A 14,281-nucleotide genomic window follows, 5' to 3' on the forward strand; every position below is an offset into this window, starting at 1 on the left:
ACGAGGCTCAGCCCGCCGGATGCGCCAGCCCCAGATTGTCCCGCAGCGTGGTGCCCTCGTAGTCGGTGCGATACACGCCGAGTTCTTGCAGGACCGGCACCACCTCGTCGACGAACCGGTCGAGCCCGCCGGGCACGATGTGGGGCACGAGGATGAAGCCGTCCGCGACGTCGGCCTGCACGAAGTCGTTGATCGTGTGCGCGACGGTCAGCGGCGAGCCGACGAATGACTGGCGGCCGGTGACCTCGATGATGAGTTCACGCGTCGTCAGGTTCTTCGCCTCGGCGAGGTCGCGCCACTCGCGGGCGACGGCGACCGGGTCGCGGTGCATACGCACGCTCGCTCGTCCCTTCGCGACCGTGTTCTCGCCCGGGACCGGATCCTCCTGCGGGAGCGGGCCGTCGGGGTCGTGGGCGGAGAGATCGCGGTTCCACAACTGCTCCAAGAACTTGATCGCAGTCTGCCCGCTGACCTGCTGCAGGCGCACCTCGTGGGCGAGTTCGGCGGCCTGCGCGTCGGTGTCGCCGACGACGAACGTGGCGGCGGGCAGCACCAGGAGTTCCTCGGGACGCCGGCCGTGGGAGGCGAGCCGCCGCTTGACGTCGGCGTAGAAGGCTCGGCCCGCGTCGTAGGTGGCGTGCCGGGAGAAGATGGCGTCGGCGGTCGCGGCCGCGAACTCCCGTCCCTCATCGGAGTCCCCGGCCTGGAAGATGACCGGCCTACCCTGCGGCGGACGAGGGGTCGGAAAGTGCCCGTGGATGTCGAATTGCGAACTCGTGAAGTCGAATTCGCCGGCATCCTCACGAGCCAGGAATCGGCCGCTCGAGGTGTCGGCGAGCACGTCATCGTCGCGCCACGAGTCCCACAGCGTCGCCGCGGCGGTGAGGAATTCCTTGGCGCGTGCATAGCGCTGGTCCTCGGGCAGATAGCCCCCGCGACGGAAGTTCTCGCCGGTGAACTCGTCCCACGAGGTCACCACATTCCAGGCCGCGCGTCCGGCGGACAGATGGTCGAGGGTGGCGAATTGCCGTGCGACGTCGACGGGTTCGTTGAAGGTCGAGTTGATGGTGCCGGTCAGGCCGAGGTGGGTGGTCACCGCGGCCAGGGCGGACAGGACGGTGAACGTGTCCGGTCGCCCGACCACGTCGAGGTCGTAGATCAGCCCGTTCTGCTCGCGGAGTCGCAGGCCTTCGGCGAGGAAGAAGAAGTCGAACTTCCCGCGCTCGGCGGTCTGGGCGAGATGGACGAATGAGTCGAACTCGATCTGGCTGCCCGACGCCGGGTCGCTCCACACCGTGGTGTTGTTGACCCCGGGGAAGTGTGCGGCGAGATGCACCTGCTTGGTCATGCGACACCGGCCCTTCCAGTGGCGAATCGGTTGGACGGGCGGTCGAGGCCGAGGTGTCCGCGCAGCGTCGACTCGGTGTATCCGGAACGAAAGAGGTTGCGGCGTTGCAGTTCCGGTACGAGCCCTTGCGTGATCGCGCGTAGGTCCTCGGACAAGGCGGCCGGGTGCAGCCGGATACCGCTGATTCCCGCCACCGCCGCCCAGCGTTCGATCTCGTCGGCGAGTCCGGTCGGTGTACCGGTGAACGCAGCACTGTCGGGTGTGAACGGTTCACCGGCCCAGTCGTCCAGTTGAGCCCGACGCCCTTCCGCCTCCTCGTCCGATGCGGCCAGCACCACGGACAGGTCGACGAACAACAGTGCGGGATCGTCGATCTCACGACCGGCGTCCGAATGGGCGGCACCCACGGCGTCCACCGCGCGCACGGCGTCGTCGACATCGCGGGGGCTGATGAACCCGACATCGGCACCCCGCCCGATCACCTGTAGGTCGGTGGGATGTGCGCCGGTCGCGGCGACGACCGGCCGCCCCTGCGGCGGGCGCGGGGTGATGGCGGGGCCCCGCACCGAGAAATGGTCCCCGGCGAAGTCGATGTAGTGCAGCTTGTCTCGGTCGATGAAGCGGCCGGTCGCGACGTCGCGGATCTCGGCGTCGTCCTCCCACGAGTCCCAGAGCAGTCCGAGCACGGTCGCGACATCCAGCGCCTCGGAAGCGAGGTCGGCGAGCACCGCCGGGTCGTCGGGGAAACTCCGCCTGCCGAACAGAGCGGCCTCGGCCGGGTCCGCGGTGGTGCGCAGGACGACTCCGGCACGGCCGTTGCTGACGTAGTCGAGAGTCGCGATCGCCTTGGAGACGTGGAACGGCTCGGTGTGGGTGACCGTCGCCGTCGGGATCAGCCCGATCGAGCGGGTCGTGGGTGCGAGACGGGAGGCGAGCAGTACCGAGTCGAGTCCACCGGTCGCCCGGTCGGTACGCGGGCGCACGCGGTGCAGGGCAAACGAATCCGCGAAGGTGACGAAGTCGAGCAACCCGGTTTCGGCCTCTGCGACCAGTCGCTGCCAGTATGCCGCCGTCGTCAGGGTGTGTGGCTGGGCCCCGGGCGCGCGCCACGCACCCGGATGCGACCCCGAACCGTCGAGCGCCACGGCAATATGCACGTGTTCGGCCATCGAGTCCTCCCTCAGTCGTGTCGTGGATGTCTGTCCCCGTCTCGAACGGTGGCGGGAAACCGGGGATTCCGGGATCCGGTCATCGGATCGTGGTGGGTCAAACCCTTCCGATCTGCCGCCGACCACGCTTCGGTGATCAGGATGAGGCGTGTTCGGCGGAGGACTCGAGACGGTCAGGGAGAGGCATGACAGACAAGGAACCGATACCGCTGTCGGTGCTCGACCTCGCGCCGGTCACCGAGGGGAGTGACGCCGCGACGGCAGTGCGTCGCAGCGTCACGCTGGCCCAGCACGCCGAACGCCTGGGATACCGGCGGTTCTGGCTCGCCGAGCATCACTTCGTCGCGGTCGCCAGTTCGTCGACGACCACCCTCATCGGGCTGATCGCCGGCGCGACCGAGTCCATCCGGGTGGGGTCGGCGGCGGTACAGAGCGGACTGCACACCCCGGTGTCGATCGTGGAGGCATTCGGGACGATCGACGCGCTGTACCCCGGCCGGCTGGACCTCGGCCTCGGCCGGTCCGCTCAACGTCGCACCGAGTTGTCGACCGCAGACCCGCAACCGGCACTCCGCGAGCCGGCACCCCGACAGCCCGACGAGATCATCGACGGCCTGCTCATCCCGACGCCGTTCCCCGTCGAGTCGGTCCTGAACGCACCGCGGGTCGTCGCCGCGTTCGAGGCGTCGCAGTTCGACGGTGCGTCACCGCCGGACTTCGACGACGCCGTCGGCGACGTCCTCGCACTCTTGTCCGGCGACTTCGTTCACCACGACGTTGCACTGACCGCTGTGCCCGGACGCGGTGCGGACGTGGCGATCTGGATCTTCGGGAGCAGCAAGGGGCAGAGTGCCCAGACCGCGGGGGCGCGTGGCCTGCCGTTCGTGGCCAACTATCACGTCAGCCCGAGCACGGTCCTCGAGGCCGTCGAGGCGTATCGCAGCGCCTTCCGCCCGTCGTCGGTCCTGGCCGAACCCTATGTCGTCGTATCCGCGGATGTCGTTGTCGCCGAGGACGAGCCGACCGCACGTCACCGCGCGTCCACCTACGGACACTGGGTGCACGGCATCCGGAGCGGGGCAGGCGCGCAGCCGTATCCGGACCCGGATACGGCACGTCCCCTCGACGACGGTGCGCGCGTTCTCGTCGACGATCGGGTACGCACCCAGTTCGTCGGTGATCCCGAGACCGTCGTGGACGGTCTGCGGACACTCGCCCGGGTGACCGGCGCCGACGAGTTGTTGGTCACCAGCGTCACGCACGACTTCGACCATCGATTGATCTCGCACGAATTGCTCGCCACCGCGTGGGGATTGTGAGGGCAGTGACGTGACCGGTTTCGCGACAGCGGGTTTCGGGAGGCGCGCGGGCGTGCTGGCGTCGTTGAACGCCGTATGTGCGGGCATCGGACGCCGTGTCGACGTCGATCTCCTCGCCGCCGGCGCGGCTCTGCATCCCGAGGCGCCGCCACTGGGTCTGCCGCTCCAGACAGCAAGAACGGTCGGCCGCGAACAGCCCTCGTAGCCGGCTTCCGGTGGCACCATGGGGTTCCTCGGCGACGACGGTCGTCGCCGGTGAACGGCCACGAGGAACTCTCACCATGTACGAGACCCCGGACGAACTCCGCGACCTCCAGACGCTTCTCGACGCGTCCCTGTCCCGATCGACCGACCACCTCCGTTCCATCATCAATACCGAGAACACCGTCGACGCAACCCGATTGACCGAGATCCTGACCGGCATGCGAGTGCTCGCGCTCTCGACGGTGACCGCATCGGGTGAACCGCGGATCAGTTCCGTCGACGGTCATTTCCTCCACGGCAAGTGGGTCTTCGGGACCGCGCGCACGGCCGCGAAGGCCCGGCACCTCCAGACACGCCCGGCCGCCAGCGCCGCGCACATCCAGGGCGAAGAACTCGGCGTGTTCACGCACGGGACGGTCGAGATCCTCAACCCGCTGGACGGTCCTCGCGCCGATGACTGGCCCGAGTTGGTGGCGCACTTCAAGAAGATCTACGGTGACGACGCCTTCGACTGGGACGTCGAAGTCATCTACTTCCGATTGCACCCGCACTGGATGACGGTGTACGCCCCGAACCCGTCTCGTTGACCGTGCGTCGAAATCATTGACTGTGCGCCGGTCGAACGTGGGACGCACAGTCAACGGATATGGACGCACAGTCGACGGTCAGTCCACCGGGTCGATGAACCCCTCGTCCTTGAGCCAGTTGTACGCGACGTCGGACGGGTCGGCCCCGTCGATGTCGATGAGCCCGTTCAGTTCCTGCATGAGCGGATCGGTCAGCTTGGCCGAGACCGGCGCCATGAGTTCGGCTATCTCCGGATTGGCCTCGTTGAGGCCGGTGTTGACGACGACGCACCCGCTGTAGGGGAGGAAGAATTTGCGGTCGTCCTCCAGGACGACGAGATCGAGGTTCTTGATGCGGCCGTCGGTGGAGTACACCATGCCGAAGTTGCAGGGTTCGCTGCGTGCGGTCGAGGTGTAGACGACACCGGAATCCATGGTGGTCACGTTGCCCTTGGGCACGCCTCCCGGGGCGCCGAGCGGGATGTCGTAGGCCTCCAGCATCGGGATGAAACCGTCGGCGCGCGAGAGGAACTCGTCGTTGATGCAGAACGTCCGCTCGGACTCGGGCAGCTTGGCGATGTCGGACATCGTGCGGACGTTCAGCCTCTTGGCGGTGGGCGAGGAAGCCGCGAACGCGTAGGTGTTGTTGAAGTTCGACGGCGGCAGCCACTCGACGCCGTTGGCGCGTTCGGCGTCCCGGACGCGTTCGTAGAGCTGTTGCGGGTCGGAGATCGTCTCGGTCTCGCCGAGGTAGGTCTGCCACGCCGTGCCGGTGTACTCCCAGACGATGTCGGCGTCGCCGTTGAGGACCGCCTGTCGCGACGACATCGAACCAGGCGCGTTGGTCAGGTCGTCGACGTCGGCCCCGGCTGCAGCCAGGTAGGTTGCGGTGATCTTGCCGAGCAGGACCTGTTCGGTGAAGTTCTTCGACGTCACCGCGATCGACGTCCCTTCGAGCGGACGTTCGCCGCCGGGAAGGGAGGCGGGACGGAAGGTTCCGGACGAACTGACCAGCCCGCACGCCGACAGTGTCATCACCAGGGCGGCCGACGCGGCCAGGAGAGTGAGTGCGCGCGAGCGGGACAGGCGTGACCGAGCCATCATGCGATCCCCCGTGGTGTGGCGGCGAGTTCGACGAGGCGACCGAGCCAGTCGATCGTCATGGCGAGCAGGGCGACCAGGATCGCGCCCGACACCAGCAGCTTGGGCAGGAACAGCGTGATGCCGGTGGTGATGAGCGTGCCCAGGCTGTTCGCGCCGATGAACGTGCTGAGGGTGGCGGTACCGACGAGGATGACCAGCGCGGTCCGCACCCCGTTCAGGATGACGGGTACGGCGAGGGGGAGTTCGACCTGGACGAGGGTCCGGACGGCCGACAGGCCGATGCCCCGGGAGGCCTCGACCGTCCGCTGGTCGACCTGCCGCAGTCCGACGATGGTGTTCTGCAGGATCGGGAGCACCGCGTAGACGACCAGACCGACGATGGCGGTGGTGAAACCGGTGCCGAGCCAGAAGGTGAAGAGCACCAGCAGGCCGATCGCCGGCGCCGCCTGCCCGATGTTGGCGATGTTGACGGCGATGGGGTTCAGCCACCGGAGGGACGGCCGGGTGAGCGCGATGCCCAGCGGAATGGCGATCAGGACGACGATGATCGTCGCGACGAGCGTCAGCTGGATGTGATCGAGGATGGTGGCGCGCAGCGCGGGCCACGACATCGACGCGCTCTCCGTGGTGGTGAACGTCGTGTTCGCATACCAGATGACGAAACCGACGCCGACGACCACGATCACCAGCGGCTCGAACCAGACGTCGATCGGGATGCGGGCGAGACGGCGTCGAAATCCCTTCGGGACGGATTCCGGCGCAGGCGGTTTCGCGGTCTCGGTGATCCTCGCCTCTTCGGCGATGAAACCCGTCACCGGTCGGCGCTCGTCTCGGGCGCGCCGACCGCGGCGGTTCCGGTGCCGGGATCGGTGTCCTCGAAGCCGGGTTCGTCGTCGGCGGCGACGACCGGGGTCTCGACGGGTGCCGATCCCTCGGCGTGGTCGAGGTAGCCGCCGTGATCGTCGTCGTCGCGAACGGTCGCGAGCTGTCCGCGGATCGCCTCCATCACCGACGCGATGTTCAGGGCACCGACGACCGCGCCGCGCCCGTCGGTCACGAGCACGCCGCCCTGACTGGTCGCGAGCATCGAGTCGAGGGCGTCGTTCAGCGTCGAGGACTTGGCGACGACGGGCAGCCGGTGATCGAGGTAGTCCGAGACCTCCGGCTTGGCGCGGATCTCCTCGACCGACGGCCAGGCGCGTGGGCGGCCGTGCTGATCGACCACGGCGACCCAGTCCTCGCCGGCCGCCTTCGCGCGCGACACCACGGCGCCGGAGGCTTCCCCCACCTGGGCGGTGACGACCTCGCGGAAGTCGACGTCGCGGACGCGGGTCAGCGTCAGGTGGGCGAGGGTGGCGCCCGAACCCACGAACTCCTCGACGAAGGGGCTCGCCGGATTGGCGAGGATCTCCTCCGGGGGAGCGAACTGCTCGATGTGGCCGCCCTCGGAGAGGATCAGCACCTTGTCGCCGAGTTTGGTCGCTTCCTCGAAATCGTGGGTGACGATGACGATGGTCTTGGCCAGCTCGTGCTGGATCGCGATCAGCTTGTCCTGCAGACGAGCCCGGGTGATCGGGTCGACGGCGCCGAACGGCTCGTCCATCAGGAGGACCGGCGGGTCGGCGGCGAGGGCGCGGGCGACGCCCACGCGCTGTTGCTGGCCGCCGGACATGTCCTTGGGGAGCCGGTCGGCGAAGGTGGCGGCGTCGAGACCGACGAGGTCGAGCAGGTACTCGGTGCGTTCGGCGATGCGCTTCTTGTCCCAGTTGAGGATTCGGGGGATGGCGCCGATGTTCTTGCTCACCGACCAGTGCGGGAAGAGCCCCCCGGACTGGATGACGTAGCCGATGGACTGACGTAGCTTGTCCGGATTCTCCGCGGTGACGTCGCGCCCGCCGATGTAGATGCGACCCTCGGTGGGTTCGATGAGCCGGTTGATCATCTTCAGGGTCGTCGTCTTGCCGCATCCGGACGGGCCGACGAAGGCGACGATGTCGCCGGCGTCGATCTCGAGGTCGAGGCGTGCGACGGCCGGGGTCGTGGTGCCGCGGTAGCGCTTCACCACACCGTCGAGCCGGATGGACTCGCCGGTGACGCTGCGGTTGTCGCCGTTCGGCGCGGGCGAGGTGGCGGAGTCGGTCATGAGAGTCCCTTGGAGATGGTGAGTCGGCCGAGCAGAACCAGCAGAGCGTCGAAGACGAGGGCGATGATGACGATCAGAATCGTTCCGGCAAGGGCCATTTCGAGAGCATTGGCGCCGCCCAGGCGGGAAAGCCCGTTGAAGATGAGCGATCCCAGGCCGGGGCCGAGAACGTAGGCGACGATCGCCGCGACACCGACGATCATCTGCGTCGACACCCGGATACCGGTCAGGATCACCGGCCAGGCGATCGGCAGCTCGACGGTGAGCAGGATCCGCCACCTCGAAAGCCCGATGCCGCGGGCGGATTCGACGACGGACGGCGGCACGGAGCGCAGTCCGACCACCGCGTTGCCGATGACCGGCAGCGTGGCGAAGAACGCGAGCATCAGAAACGACGGCGTCACACCGAGTCCGAAGGGCACGATCAGCAGTGCGAGCAGTGCCAGCGACGGAATGGTCAGCGCCACACGGCTCGACGTCAGCGTCAGCGCGCTCGCCAGGGGGAGCCGGTAGACGACGGCGGCGATGAGGATGGCCACGGCCGTACCCACGAGCACTGTCTGGAACGACAGCGACGCGTGCTGATAGGTCAGAAAAGTGAGTGATCGTGCGTTCTCGCTGAGGTAATCCCACAATTGCACTGTCGGTGTCCCATCCCCGGTGTCTGGCTCGACATTACGCACGGAACAACGAGACTGCCGACATTTGGACCGATCCAGTGTGACTTTCGCGCGTCCAGGGTCGAAGTCCGCCCGAAGCGGTGCCATCCTGGACGGGTGAGTGACAGTGCGCTGACCAGTTCGGAGGCCGGGCCCGACGACGACCGGGCCCACCTGGCCGAGGCCGTGCGTTCGTGGACGCGAATCGTCGCCTGGCTGCTGAGTGTCGGCGGGGCCATCGGGTTCGTCGCCGCGTTCGTGCTGACCGTGGAACGGTTCGAACTGGCCGCCGACCCCGACTACGTGCCGTCCTGCAACTTCAATCCCGTGCTGAGCTGCGGTTCGGTGATGGCCGAGCCGCAGGCGGCGCTCTTCGGCTTCCCGAACCCGTTGCTCGGCATCGCCGGTTTCGCGGTCGCGGTCACGACCGGGATGGCGCTGCTGGCCGGGGCCCGCCTCGCGGGGTGGTACTGGGCGGGGCTGCAGGTCGGGGTCACCGCCGCCATGGTGTTCATCGGGTGGCTCATCTACTCGAGCCTGTACTCGATCGGGGCGTTGTGCCCCTACTGCATGGTGGTGTGGGCGGTCACCCTGCCGATCTTCGTCTTCGTCAGTGTGCGCAACGCGCATGCGAGTGGTCTCACCTCGCGTTCGCGCCTCGCGCTGGTCCTCGCGCGCAATCACGCCCCGATCCTCGTCGTGGGCGTCGGCCTCGTGATCGTGCTGATCGCGGTCCGGTTCTGGTCGTACTGGTCGAGCCTCTACTGAGTCGGTGGGGGCGTGGTGTCGTGGCCGGTTCCGACTCGAGCTGCGATGCGCAGCCGTTCGACCTCCGAACGGGAGTGCCGGACGGCATCGGAGTCCTCGTCGCGGTATTCGGCGACGTCGTGAGCGAGGTCGAGGACCGCTCGTCGTAGGTGGCGTCGGGCCCTGCGGGAACGGCGGTCGGGTGCCGACTTCGCAAAGGCCTTGCGCGCCTGCTTGTCCAGGACGCCGTCGATCTCTGCGGCGGTCACCGTCCCGGCTTCGACCTCAGGGGCGAGTATGTCGCGGACGAATTGGTGCTCGCGGGGTGCGGCTCGCCGGAAAGCGACCGTCAGAACCGTGAAGCCGAGGATGATCGAGGCGGCCATGACGAGGAACGTCACGGCCGGGACCCCGAAGCCGAGCCCGCTTGCATCGTCCCAGGTGAAGTGGAGGAACATCCCGGTGGCCACGAACGCCACGCCGCGACCGATCCGCCGGGGTTGGGCCATGGTACCGATGAGGTAGATGGCGCCCGCGCACACGAGCGCGCTGAACAGCGGGTGGGAGGCGAAACTGACGGCGATCCGGACCGCGGACAGCTGCACCGCATTGCCGATCGGGTCGGTTCCGAAGGCCCGCGAGGTCGCGTTGGCGGCATACAGGAAGTCCTCGAAGATCGCGAACCCGAGTCCGATGAACGCACCGACGACGAGACCGTCGTTGGCGGTGCGGATCAGGCGGGGCGCCAGCCCCATGAGGAGGATGAAGCCGCACAGTTTCGCTGCTTCCTCGGTGATCGGCGCGGTGGCGCCGGCAGCCCAGTTCGCGCTCCACTCCTGGCCGAAGAGCTTGGGGTAGATGCCCAGCATCGCCGTGTTGACCGTCAGCGCGAAGGCGAACGTCGCGGGCACGGCGCCCCACAGGATCGCGGCCGCGACGAGCCGTCCGGGTTGACGCTCCCACCGGTCGATGTGTCGGAACCACGCGAACCAGGCGAGCCCGCACAACCCGCAGAGGATGGCGCCCACCGCGAAGCCGCCGGCGTAGAACCCGGCTTCGGGCGCGAAGTAGTTCCAGGCCCGCCAGGCCCCTAGAACGGTGAGTGCGACGTACACCCAGAAGCAGAGATTGTGCGGCTGGACGAGTGTGAATTGTTCGCCCCAGCCGGAGAGTGCGATGGCCTCGTCGCGCCGGCGCCGGGCGGGGCTCTCGGTCTCGTCGACGGTGCTCATCCTCGGTCCTCCTCGACGGTGCGGATGCTGGTCGTCATGCTGCGGACGGTGTCGACGGCCTCGGCCATCTGGGCGGGTGGGCCGTAGGCCCTGACCTCGACCCCGGTGGGGCCGACGACGAACGCGGCGACCACACCGTCTCCGGTGAGGCTGCTGTAGCCCTGCATGACGCCGGTGTGGCCGCTCGTCGTGGTGAGGGTGGCGCGGTCGCCGTCGACACGGAAGGTCGGATCCGTGGTCCGGGACGTCACCTTCTCCACCTGGTCGAGCAGCTCGTCGGGATCACCGTCGAAGGCTGCGGACGAGATGTCGATGGTGACGCCGGCATCGGCGAGAGTCGCATCGCCGGATCTGCTGCTGCCGGCGCGGAATCCGGCTTCGACGTCCCACCCGGTCGCAGGGGTGAACACGATGTCCTTCGTGAGCGCGAGTTCCTCGCCCGCACGTACCGGGTCGTCCCAGGCGATGGCGGCGTCGATGCGCGGCACGATCACCGTCAGGATCACGAAGACCGCCAGGACGACGAGGGCAGGCGGTAGCGTTCGTCGATCCAGGCCGAGTATGCGGTGCTCGACCGGCACCCGCTTCTGGTGCTGACCGTGATGGGTGTGACGCACGGCGTCCTCTCTTTGGCGGCTCGTCAGACACTCTGTCACGGCTGACGCGTCGAGGCGTCTCGCGGCGCCGGGGCCGAAGGTGTGACCTACCCTGAGCACATGGCAATCGGGCGTCCGACGGAGGGTTCGGCCGAGGTGCAGCGCGCGCCCCGGGCGAGGATGACGGGCGCGCAGCGGCGATTGCAGCTCATCGAAGTCGCTCGGGGTCTGTTCGCCGAGCGCGGTTTCGAGGGCACGTCGATCGAGGAGATCGCGCAGCGGGCCGGCGTCTCGAAGCCGATCGTGTACGAGCACTTCGGCGGCAAGGAGGGGCTGTATGCGGTCGTCGTGGACCGCGAGATGGAGACCCTGCTCGAGATGGTCACCTCGTCGCTCTCGAAGAACCGTTCGCTCTACCGCATCCAGCAGGTGGCGCTCGCGCTGCTGACGTACATGGAGGAGCGCACGGACGGCTTCCGCATCCTGGTCCGCGGCGACAGCACCGCCAGCACCGACGAGACGGCCACGTATTCGAGTCTCCTGAACGATGCGATCAGCCAGGTCGAGCACATCCTCGCCAACGACTTCGAACGACGCGGTTTCGATCCCACACTCGCCCCGCTCTACGCCCAGGCGCTCGTCGGGATGGTGTCGGTCACCGCGCAGTGGTGGCTCGATGTCCGCGAGCCGTCGAAGGAGGTCGTGGCCGCTCACCTGGTCAACCTGTGCTGGAACGGGCTGACGCGGCTCGACCCGGATCCCACCCTGGTCGGGCCTGACTACGTGGAATCGCTGAAGCGGACGAGGGTCGACGACGCCTGACCGACGCGCAACTATGGTTGATTCACTCTGCGTCCCCCGGCCGGAAGGATCACCCTGATGTCGACCCCAGGTGCCGACCGGCCGAACCCCGCCCTCCGCTGAGACTCCGGAGATGGAGACCGTCGGGATCTACCTGGTCGTCATCTTCGGATGCGGTTTCCTCGCGCGCGCGGCACGTCTCCCGACGCTGGTCGGCTACCTCGCCGCCGGATTCATCTTGCACGCCCCGGGAATCGACGAACTGCCGATCGTCGACACGATGGCCGAACTGGGCGTCACGATCCTGCTGTTCACGATCGGACTCAAGCTCGACGTTCGGATGCTGCTCCGGCGGGAGGTGGTCGTCACCACCGGGGTGAACCTCCTCGTCATCCTCGGTCTCACGACGGGCTTCCTCGGCATCCTGGGTGCGGTCGGGGTGCCCATGCTCGCCGGCGAGGGCTGGGAGACGCTCGCGCTGTTGGGGTTTGCGCTGTCGTTCTCGAGTACGGTGTTCGTCGTCCAGGTGCTCGACGAGCGCTCGGAGTCGCATTCCCTCTACGGCCGGATCGCCATCGGTGTCCTGGTCCTCCAGGACATCGTCGCCGTCGTCTATCTGACCGCGATGCAGGGCGAACCGCCCAGCCCCTGGGCGCTGGCCCTCGTGCTGTTGATACCCGGCGCGTGGATCGTCCGCCGGCTCTGGAACACCCTCGGCCACGGCGAGTTGCAGACGCTGTTCGGGATCGTGATGGCCCTCGTGCCCGGTTACTGGCTCTTCGAATCCGTCGGGGTGAAGGGCGATTTCGGTGCGATGGTCGTCGGCGTCCTGCTGGCGTCGCATCCTCGCGCGGGGGAGTTGTCGCGCACGTTGTTCGGGCTCCGTGAACTGCTCCTGGTCGGCTTCTTCGTGTCGATCGGGCTGCACGTCACCCCCACGACCGAAACGGTTCTGCTCGGCCTGCTCCTGATCGTCCTGCTGCCGTTCGAGGGGGCGGTGTACACACTCGTCCTCGCCCTGTTCGGCCTGCGTCGGCGGACGTCGATCCTGACCGGACTCGCGTTGGCCAACTTCTCGGAGTTCGGGCTGATCGTGATCGCGACCGGGGTGGGAGCGGGGGTCATCGGCGAGGACTGGCTGGTCGTGACATCGGTGGCGGTGGCGGGGAGCTTCGTGTTCTCGTCCCTGCTCAATCGCCGCGGTTCCGGCCTGGTGAACCGGTTGTCGGCGTTCGTCCCGACCACGGCCGCGGCCCGGAGACACCCCGACGACGCGCCGATCGTGCTGGCGCCGGCGCGGGTGCTCGTCCTCGGCATGGGCCGCGTCGGGCACTCGGTGTACGAGCGGCTCGTCGACGAGTACGGCCTTCCGGTGATCGGTGTGGAGAACGATCCGCTGAAGGCGAGCGAACTCGCCGGACGCGGCGTCCGGGTGCTCGACGCCGACGCCACCGAGACCGACTTCTGGGACCGTGCGGTCGGCGTCCACGAGCTCGAACTGCTTGTCCTGGCGATGCCCTTCCACGGCTCGAATCTGGTGGCGCTGGAACGGATCGAGGAACTCGGCGTCACCGGGACGATCGCCGTCGTCGCGCAATACGACGACGAACGCGACGAACTGCTCCTGCGCGGCGCCGACGTGGCGTTCCACATCTACGAGGGCACCGGCGTCGGGCTCGCCGACGCGGCGGCCGAGGCCGCCGGCCTGGACCGGTGACGTCCGTGGCGAACCTCCGCGCCGGTGTTTCCGGTCGTCAGCCGTCCGCGCCGTCGGGAGCGTCGCCGCCCGGCCACAGATCCTTCTGCATGTAGACACAGTCGATCCACTGCTCGGCCTTGTGACCGATGGCGCGTAGACGGCCCACCTCGGTGAATCCGAACCGCCGGTGCAGTGCGATCGACCCGTCACCGCCCGTCGCGGCGATCACCGCGACGATCTGGCGGACGTTGTCCGGATTCGCCCGCTCGAGCAACGCCGCCATGAGCGCGGTTCCGACTCCGCGCCCGCCCTGACCGGGCCGCACGTAGATGGAGTCCTCGGTCGACAGGTCGTAGGCCGGCATCGTCCGGAAGGTCCCGAGGTAGGCGTAGCCGACGACTCGCTCGACCCCGTCGTCGACGGCGCGTGCGACCACGAAGGGCCGTCCCGCGGCCGTGATCGCGGCGTGTTTGGCATGCCACTGGGACAGGGACGGGACCAGATAATCGAAGGTCGCGACGGTGTTCTGCACGTAGTGGGCGTAGATGTCGGCGATGGCGTCGCAGTCGTCGATCGTCGCGTCGGTGACCCGGATGGGGGTCGCGGGTGCCTCGGGTACGCGCTCGCTCATGCCGACGAGGGTAGGACAGCGGCACCGACCGCGAGAACTCCTGCTGACCGGGCGGGGACCGGC

The 14,281-nt window shown here is 68.1% G+C and carries 15 protein-coding genes; 6 read left to right on the top strand and 9 right to left on the bottom strand.

Going from position 1 to position 14,281, the window contains the following annotated elements; translation table 11 throughout:
• Positions 1–7: 7 nt before the first annotated feature.
• Together ABIC25_RS03520 and ABIC25_RS03525 are read right to left on the bottom strand one after the other, a co-directional pair.
• On the bottom strand, positions 8–1,348 hold the full coding sequence (locus ABIC25_RS03520; RefSeq protein WP_354559982.1) for an NtaA/DmoA family FMN-dependent monooxygenase: 1,341 nt from the start codon (positions 1,346–1,348) through the stop codon (positions 8–10).
• Positions 1,345–2,517 (bottom strand): LLM class flavin-dependent oxidoreductase, encoded by a 1,173-nt coding sequence (locus ABIC25_RS03525; RefSeq protein ID WP_354559983.1) that lies wholly within the window; start codon positions 2,515–2,517, stop codon positions 1,345–1,347. Before ABIC25_RS03525 ends, ABIC25_RS03520 begins: the two co-directional genes overlap by 4 nt.
• Before the next feature lie 185 nt (positions 2,518–2,702).
• On the opposite strand from ABIC25_RS03525, the gene ABIC25_RS03530 reads away from it, so the two are divergent.
• The 3 genes from ABIC25_RS03530 to ABIC25_RS03540 all read left to right on the top strand — a co-directional run bounded on the left by ABIC25_RS03530 (position 2,703) and on the right by ABIC25_RS03540 (position 4,627).
• Complete coding sequence (locus tag ABIC25_RS03530; protein ID WP_354559985.1) at positions 2,703–3,836, top strand: LLM class flavin-dependent oxidoreductase; 1,134 nt, start codon at positions 2,703–2,705, stop codon at positions 3,834–3,836.
• 10 nt (positions 3,837–3,846) lie between these two features.
• Positions 3,847–4,041, top strand: a complete 195-nt coding sequence (locus ABIC25_RS03535) for a hypothetical protein (RefSeq protein ID WP_033203652.1) — start codon at positions 3,847–3,849, stop codon at positions 4,039–4,041.
• A 76-nt stretch (positions 4,042–4,117) separates the two neighbouring features.
• On the top strand, positions 4,118–4,627 hold the full coding sequence (locus tag ABIC25_RS03540; protein WP_354559986.1) for a pyridoxamine 5'-phosphate oxidase family protein: 510 nt from the start codon (positions 4,118–4,120) through the stop codon (positions 4,625–4,627).
• Positions 4,628–4,705: 78 nt separating this feature from the next.
• Here ABIC25_RS03540 and ABIC25_RS03545 read toward each other — a convergent pair whose 3' ends face one another.
• Genes ABIC25_RS03545 through ABIC25_RS03560 form a run of 4 tightly spaced genes read right to left on the bottom strand, consistent with a single transcriptional unit; the run spans position 4,706 to position 8,494 of the window.
• Positions 4,706–5,707: a glycine betaine ABC transporter substrate-binding protein gene (locus ABIC25_RS03545; RefSeq protein ID WP_354559987.1), complete on the bottom strand. Its 1,002-nt coding sequence runs from the start codon at positions 5,705–5,707 to the stop codon at positions 4,706–4,708.
• Positions 5,707–6,525, bottom strand: a complete 819-nt coding sequence (locus ABIC25_RS03550; protein WP_004022651.1) for an ABC transporter permease — start codon at positions 6,523–6,525, stop codon at positions 5,707–5,709. The genes ABIC25_RS03545 and ABIC25_RS03550 overlap by 1 nt, the downstream gene beginning before the upstream one ends.
• A complete protein-coding gene (locus ABIC25_RS03555) occupies positions 6,522–7,853 on the bottom strand; it encodes an ATP-binding cassette domain-containing protein (protein ID WP_101819209.1) in 1,332 nt (443 codons plus the stop codon). The genes ABIC25_RS03550 and ABIC25_RS03555 overlap by 4 nt, the downstream gene beginning before the upstream one ends.
• Positions 7,850–8,494, bottom strand: coding sequence for an ABC transporter permease (locus ABIC25_RS03560; RefSeq protein WP_004022653.1), 645 nt, complete (start codon positions 8,492–8,494; stop codon positions 7,850–7,852). The genes ABIC25_RS03555 and ABIC25_RS03560 overlap by 4 nt, the downstream gene beginning before the upstream one ends.
• Before the next feature lie 135 nt (positions 8,495–8,629).
• Between ABIC25_RS03560 and ABIC25_RS03565 the strand changes: the two genes are divergently transcribed.
• Positions 8,630–9,280, top strand: coding sequence for a vitamin K epoxide reductase family protein (locus ABIC25_RS03565; RefSeq protein ID WP_004022654.1), 651 nt, complete (start codon positions 8,630–8,632; stop codon positions 9,278–9,280).
• On the opposite strand, the gene ABIC25_RS03570 is transcribed toward ABIC25_RS03565, so the two are convergent.
• Both ABIC25_RS03570 and ABIC25_RS03575 read right to left on the bottom strand, forming a co-directional pair.
• Positions 9,274–10,491: a PrsW family intramembrane metalloprotease gene (locus ABIC25_RS03570; RefSeq protein WP_354559990.1), complete on the bottom strand. Its 1,218-nt coding sequence runs from the start codon at positions 10,489–10,491 to the stop codon at positions 9,274–9,276. The two genes, ABIC25_RS03565 and ABIC25_RS03570, sit on opposite strands and share 7 nt — an antisense overlap.
• A complete protein-coding gene (locus ABIC25_RS03575) occupies positions 10,488–11,108 on the bottom strand; it encodes a hypothetical protein (protein WP_354559991.1) in 621 nt (206 codons plus the stop codon). The genes ABIC25_RS03570 and ABIC25_RS03575 overlap by 4 nt, the downstream gene beginning before the upstream one ends.
• Before the next feature lie 99 nt (positions 11,109–11,207).
• Here ABIC25_RS03575 and ABIC25_RS03580 point away from each other — a divergent pair, with 99 nt between their 5' ends.
• Together ABIC25_RS03580 and ABIC25_RS03585 are read left to right on the top strand one after the other, a co-directional pair.
• Positions 11,208–11,909 carry a TetR/AcrR family transcriptional regulator gene (locus ABIC25_RS03580; protein WP_239400713.1) on the top strand — a complete coding sequence of 234 codons (702 nt, stop codon included), beginning with the start codon at positions 11,208–11,210 and terminating at the stop codon, positions 11,907–11,909.
• A 112-nt stretch (positions 11,910–12,021) separates the two neighbouring features.
• On the top strand, positions 12,022–13,605 hold the full coding sequence (locus ABIC25_RS03585; protein ID WP_354559993.1) for a cation:proton antiporter domain-containing protein: 1,584 nt from the start codon (positions 12,022–12,024) through the stop codon (positions 13,603–13,605).
• Positions 13,606–13,642: 37 nt separating this feature from the next.
• Here ABIC25_RS03585 and ABIC25_RS03590 read toward each other — a convergent pair whose 3' ends face one another.
• The gene (locus tag ABIC25_RS03590; RefSeq protein WP_248645016.1) at positions 13,643–14,218 is read right to left on the bottom strand and encodes a GNAT family N-acetyltransferase; all 576 of its coding nucleotides are present in this window, start codon (positions 14,216–14,218) and stop codon (positions 13,643–13,645) included.
• Between the last annotated feature and the right edge of the window lie 63 nt (positions 14,219–14,281).

It is taken from the genome of Gordonia sp. PvP123 (assembly GCF_040547295.1).
In the GTDB taxonomy this organism is placed as follows: Bacteria; Actinomycetota; Actinomycetes; order Mycobacteriales; family Mycobacteriaceae; genus Gordonia; species Gordonia terrae.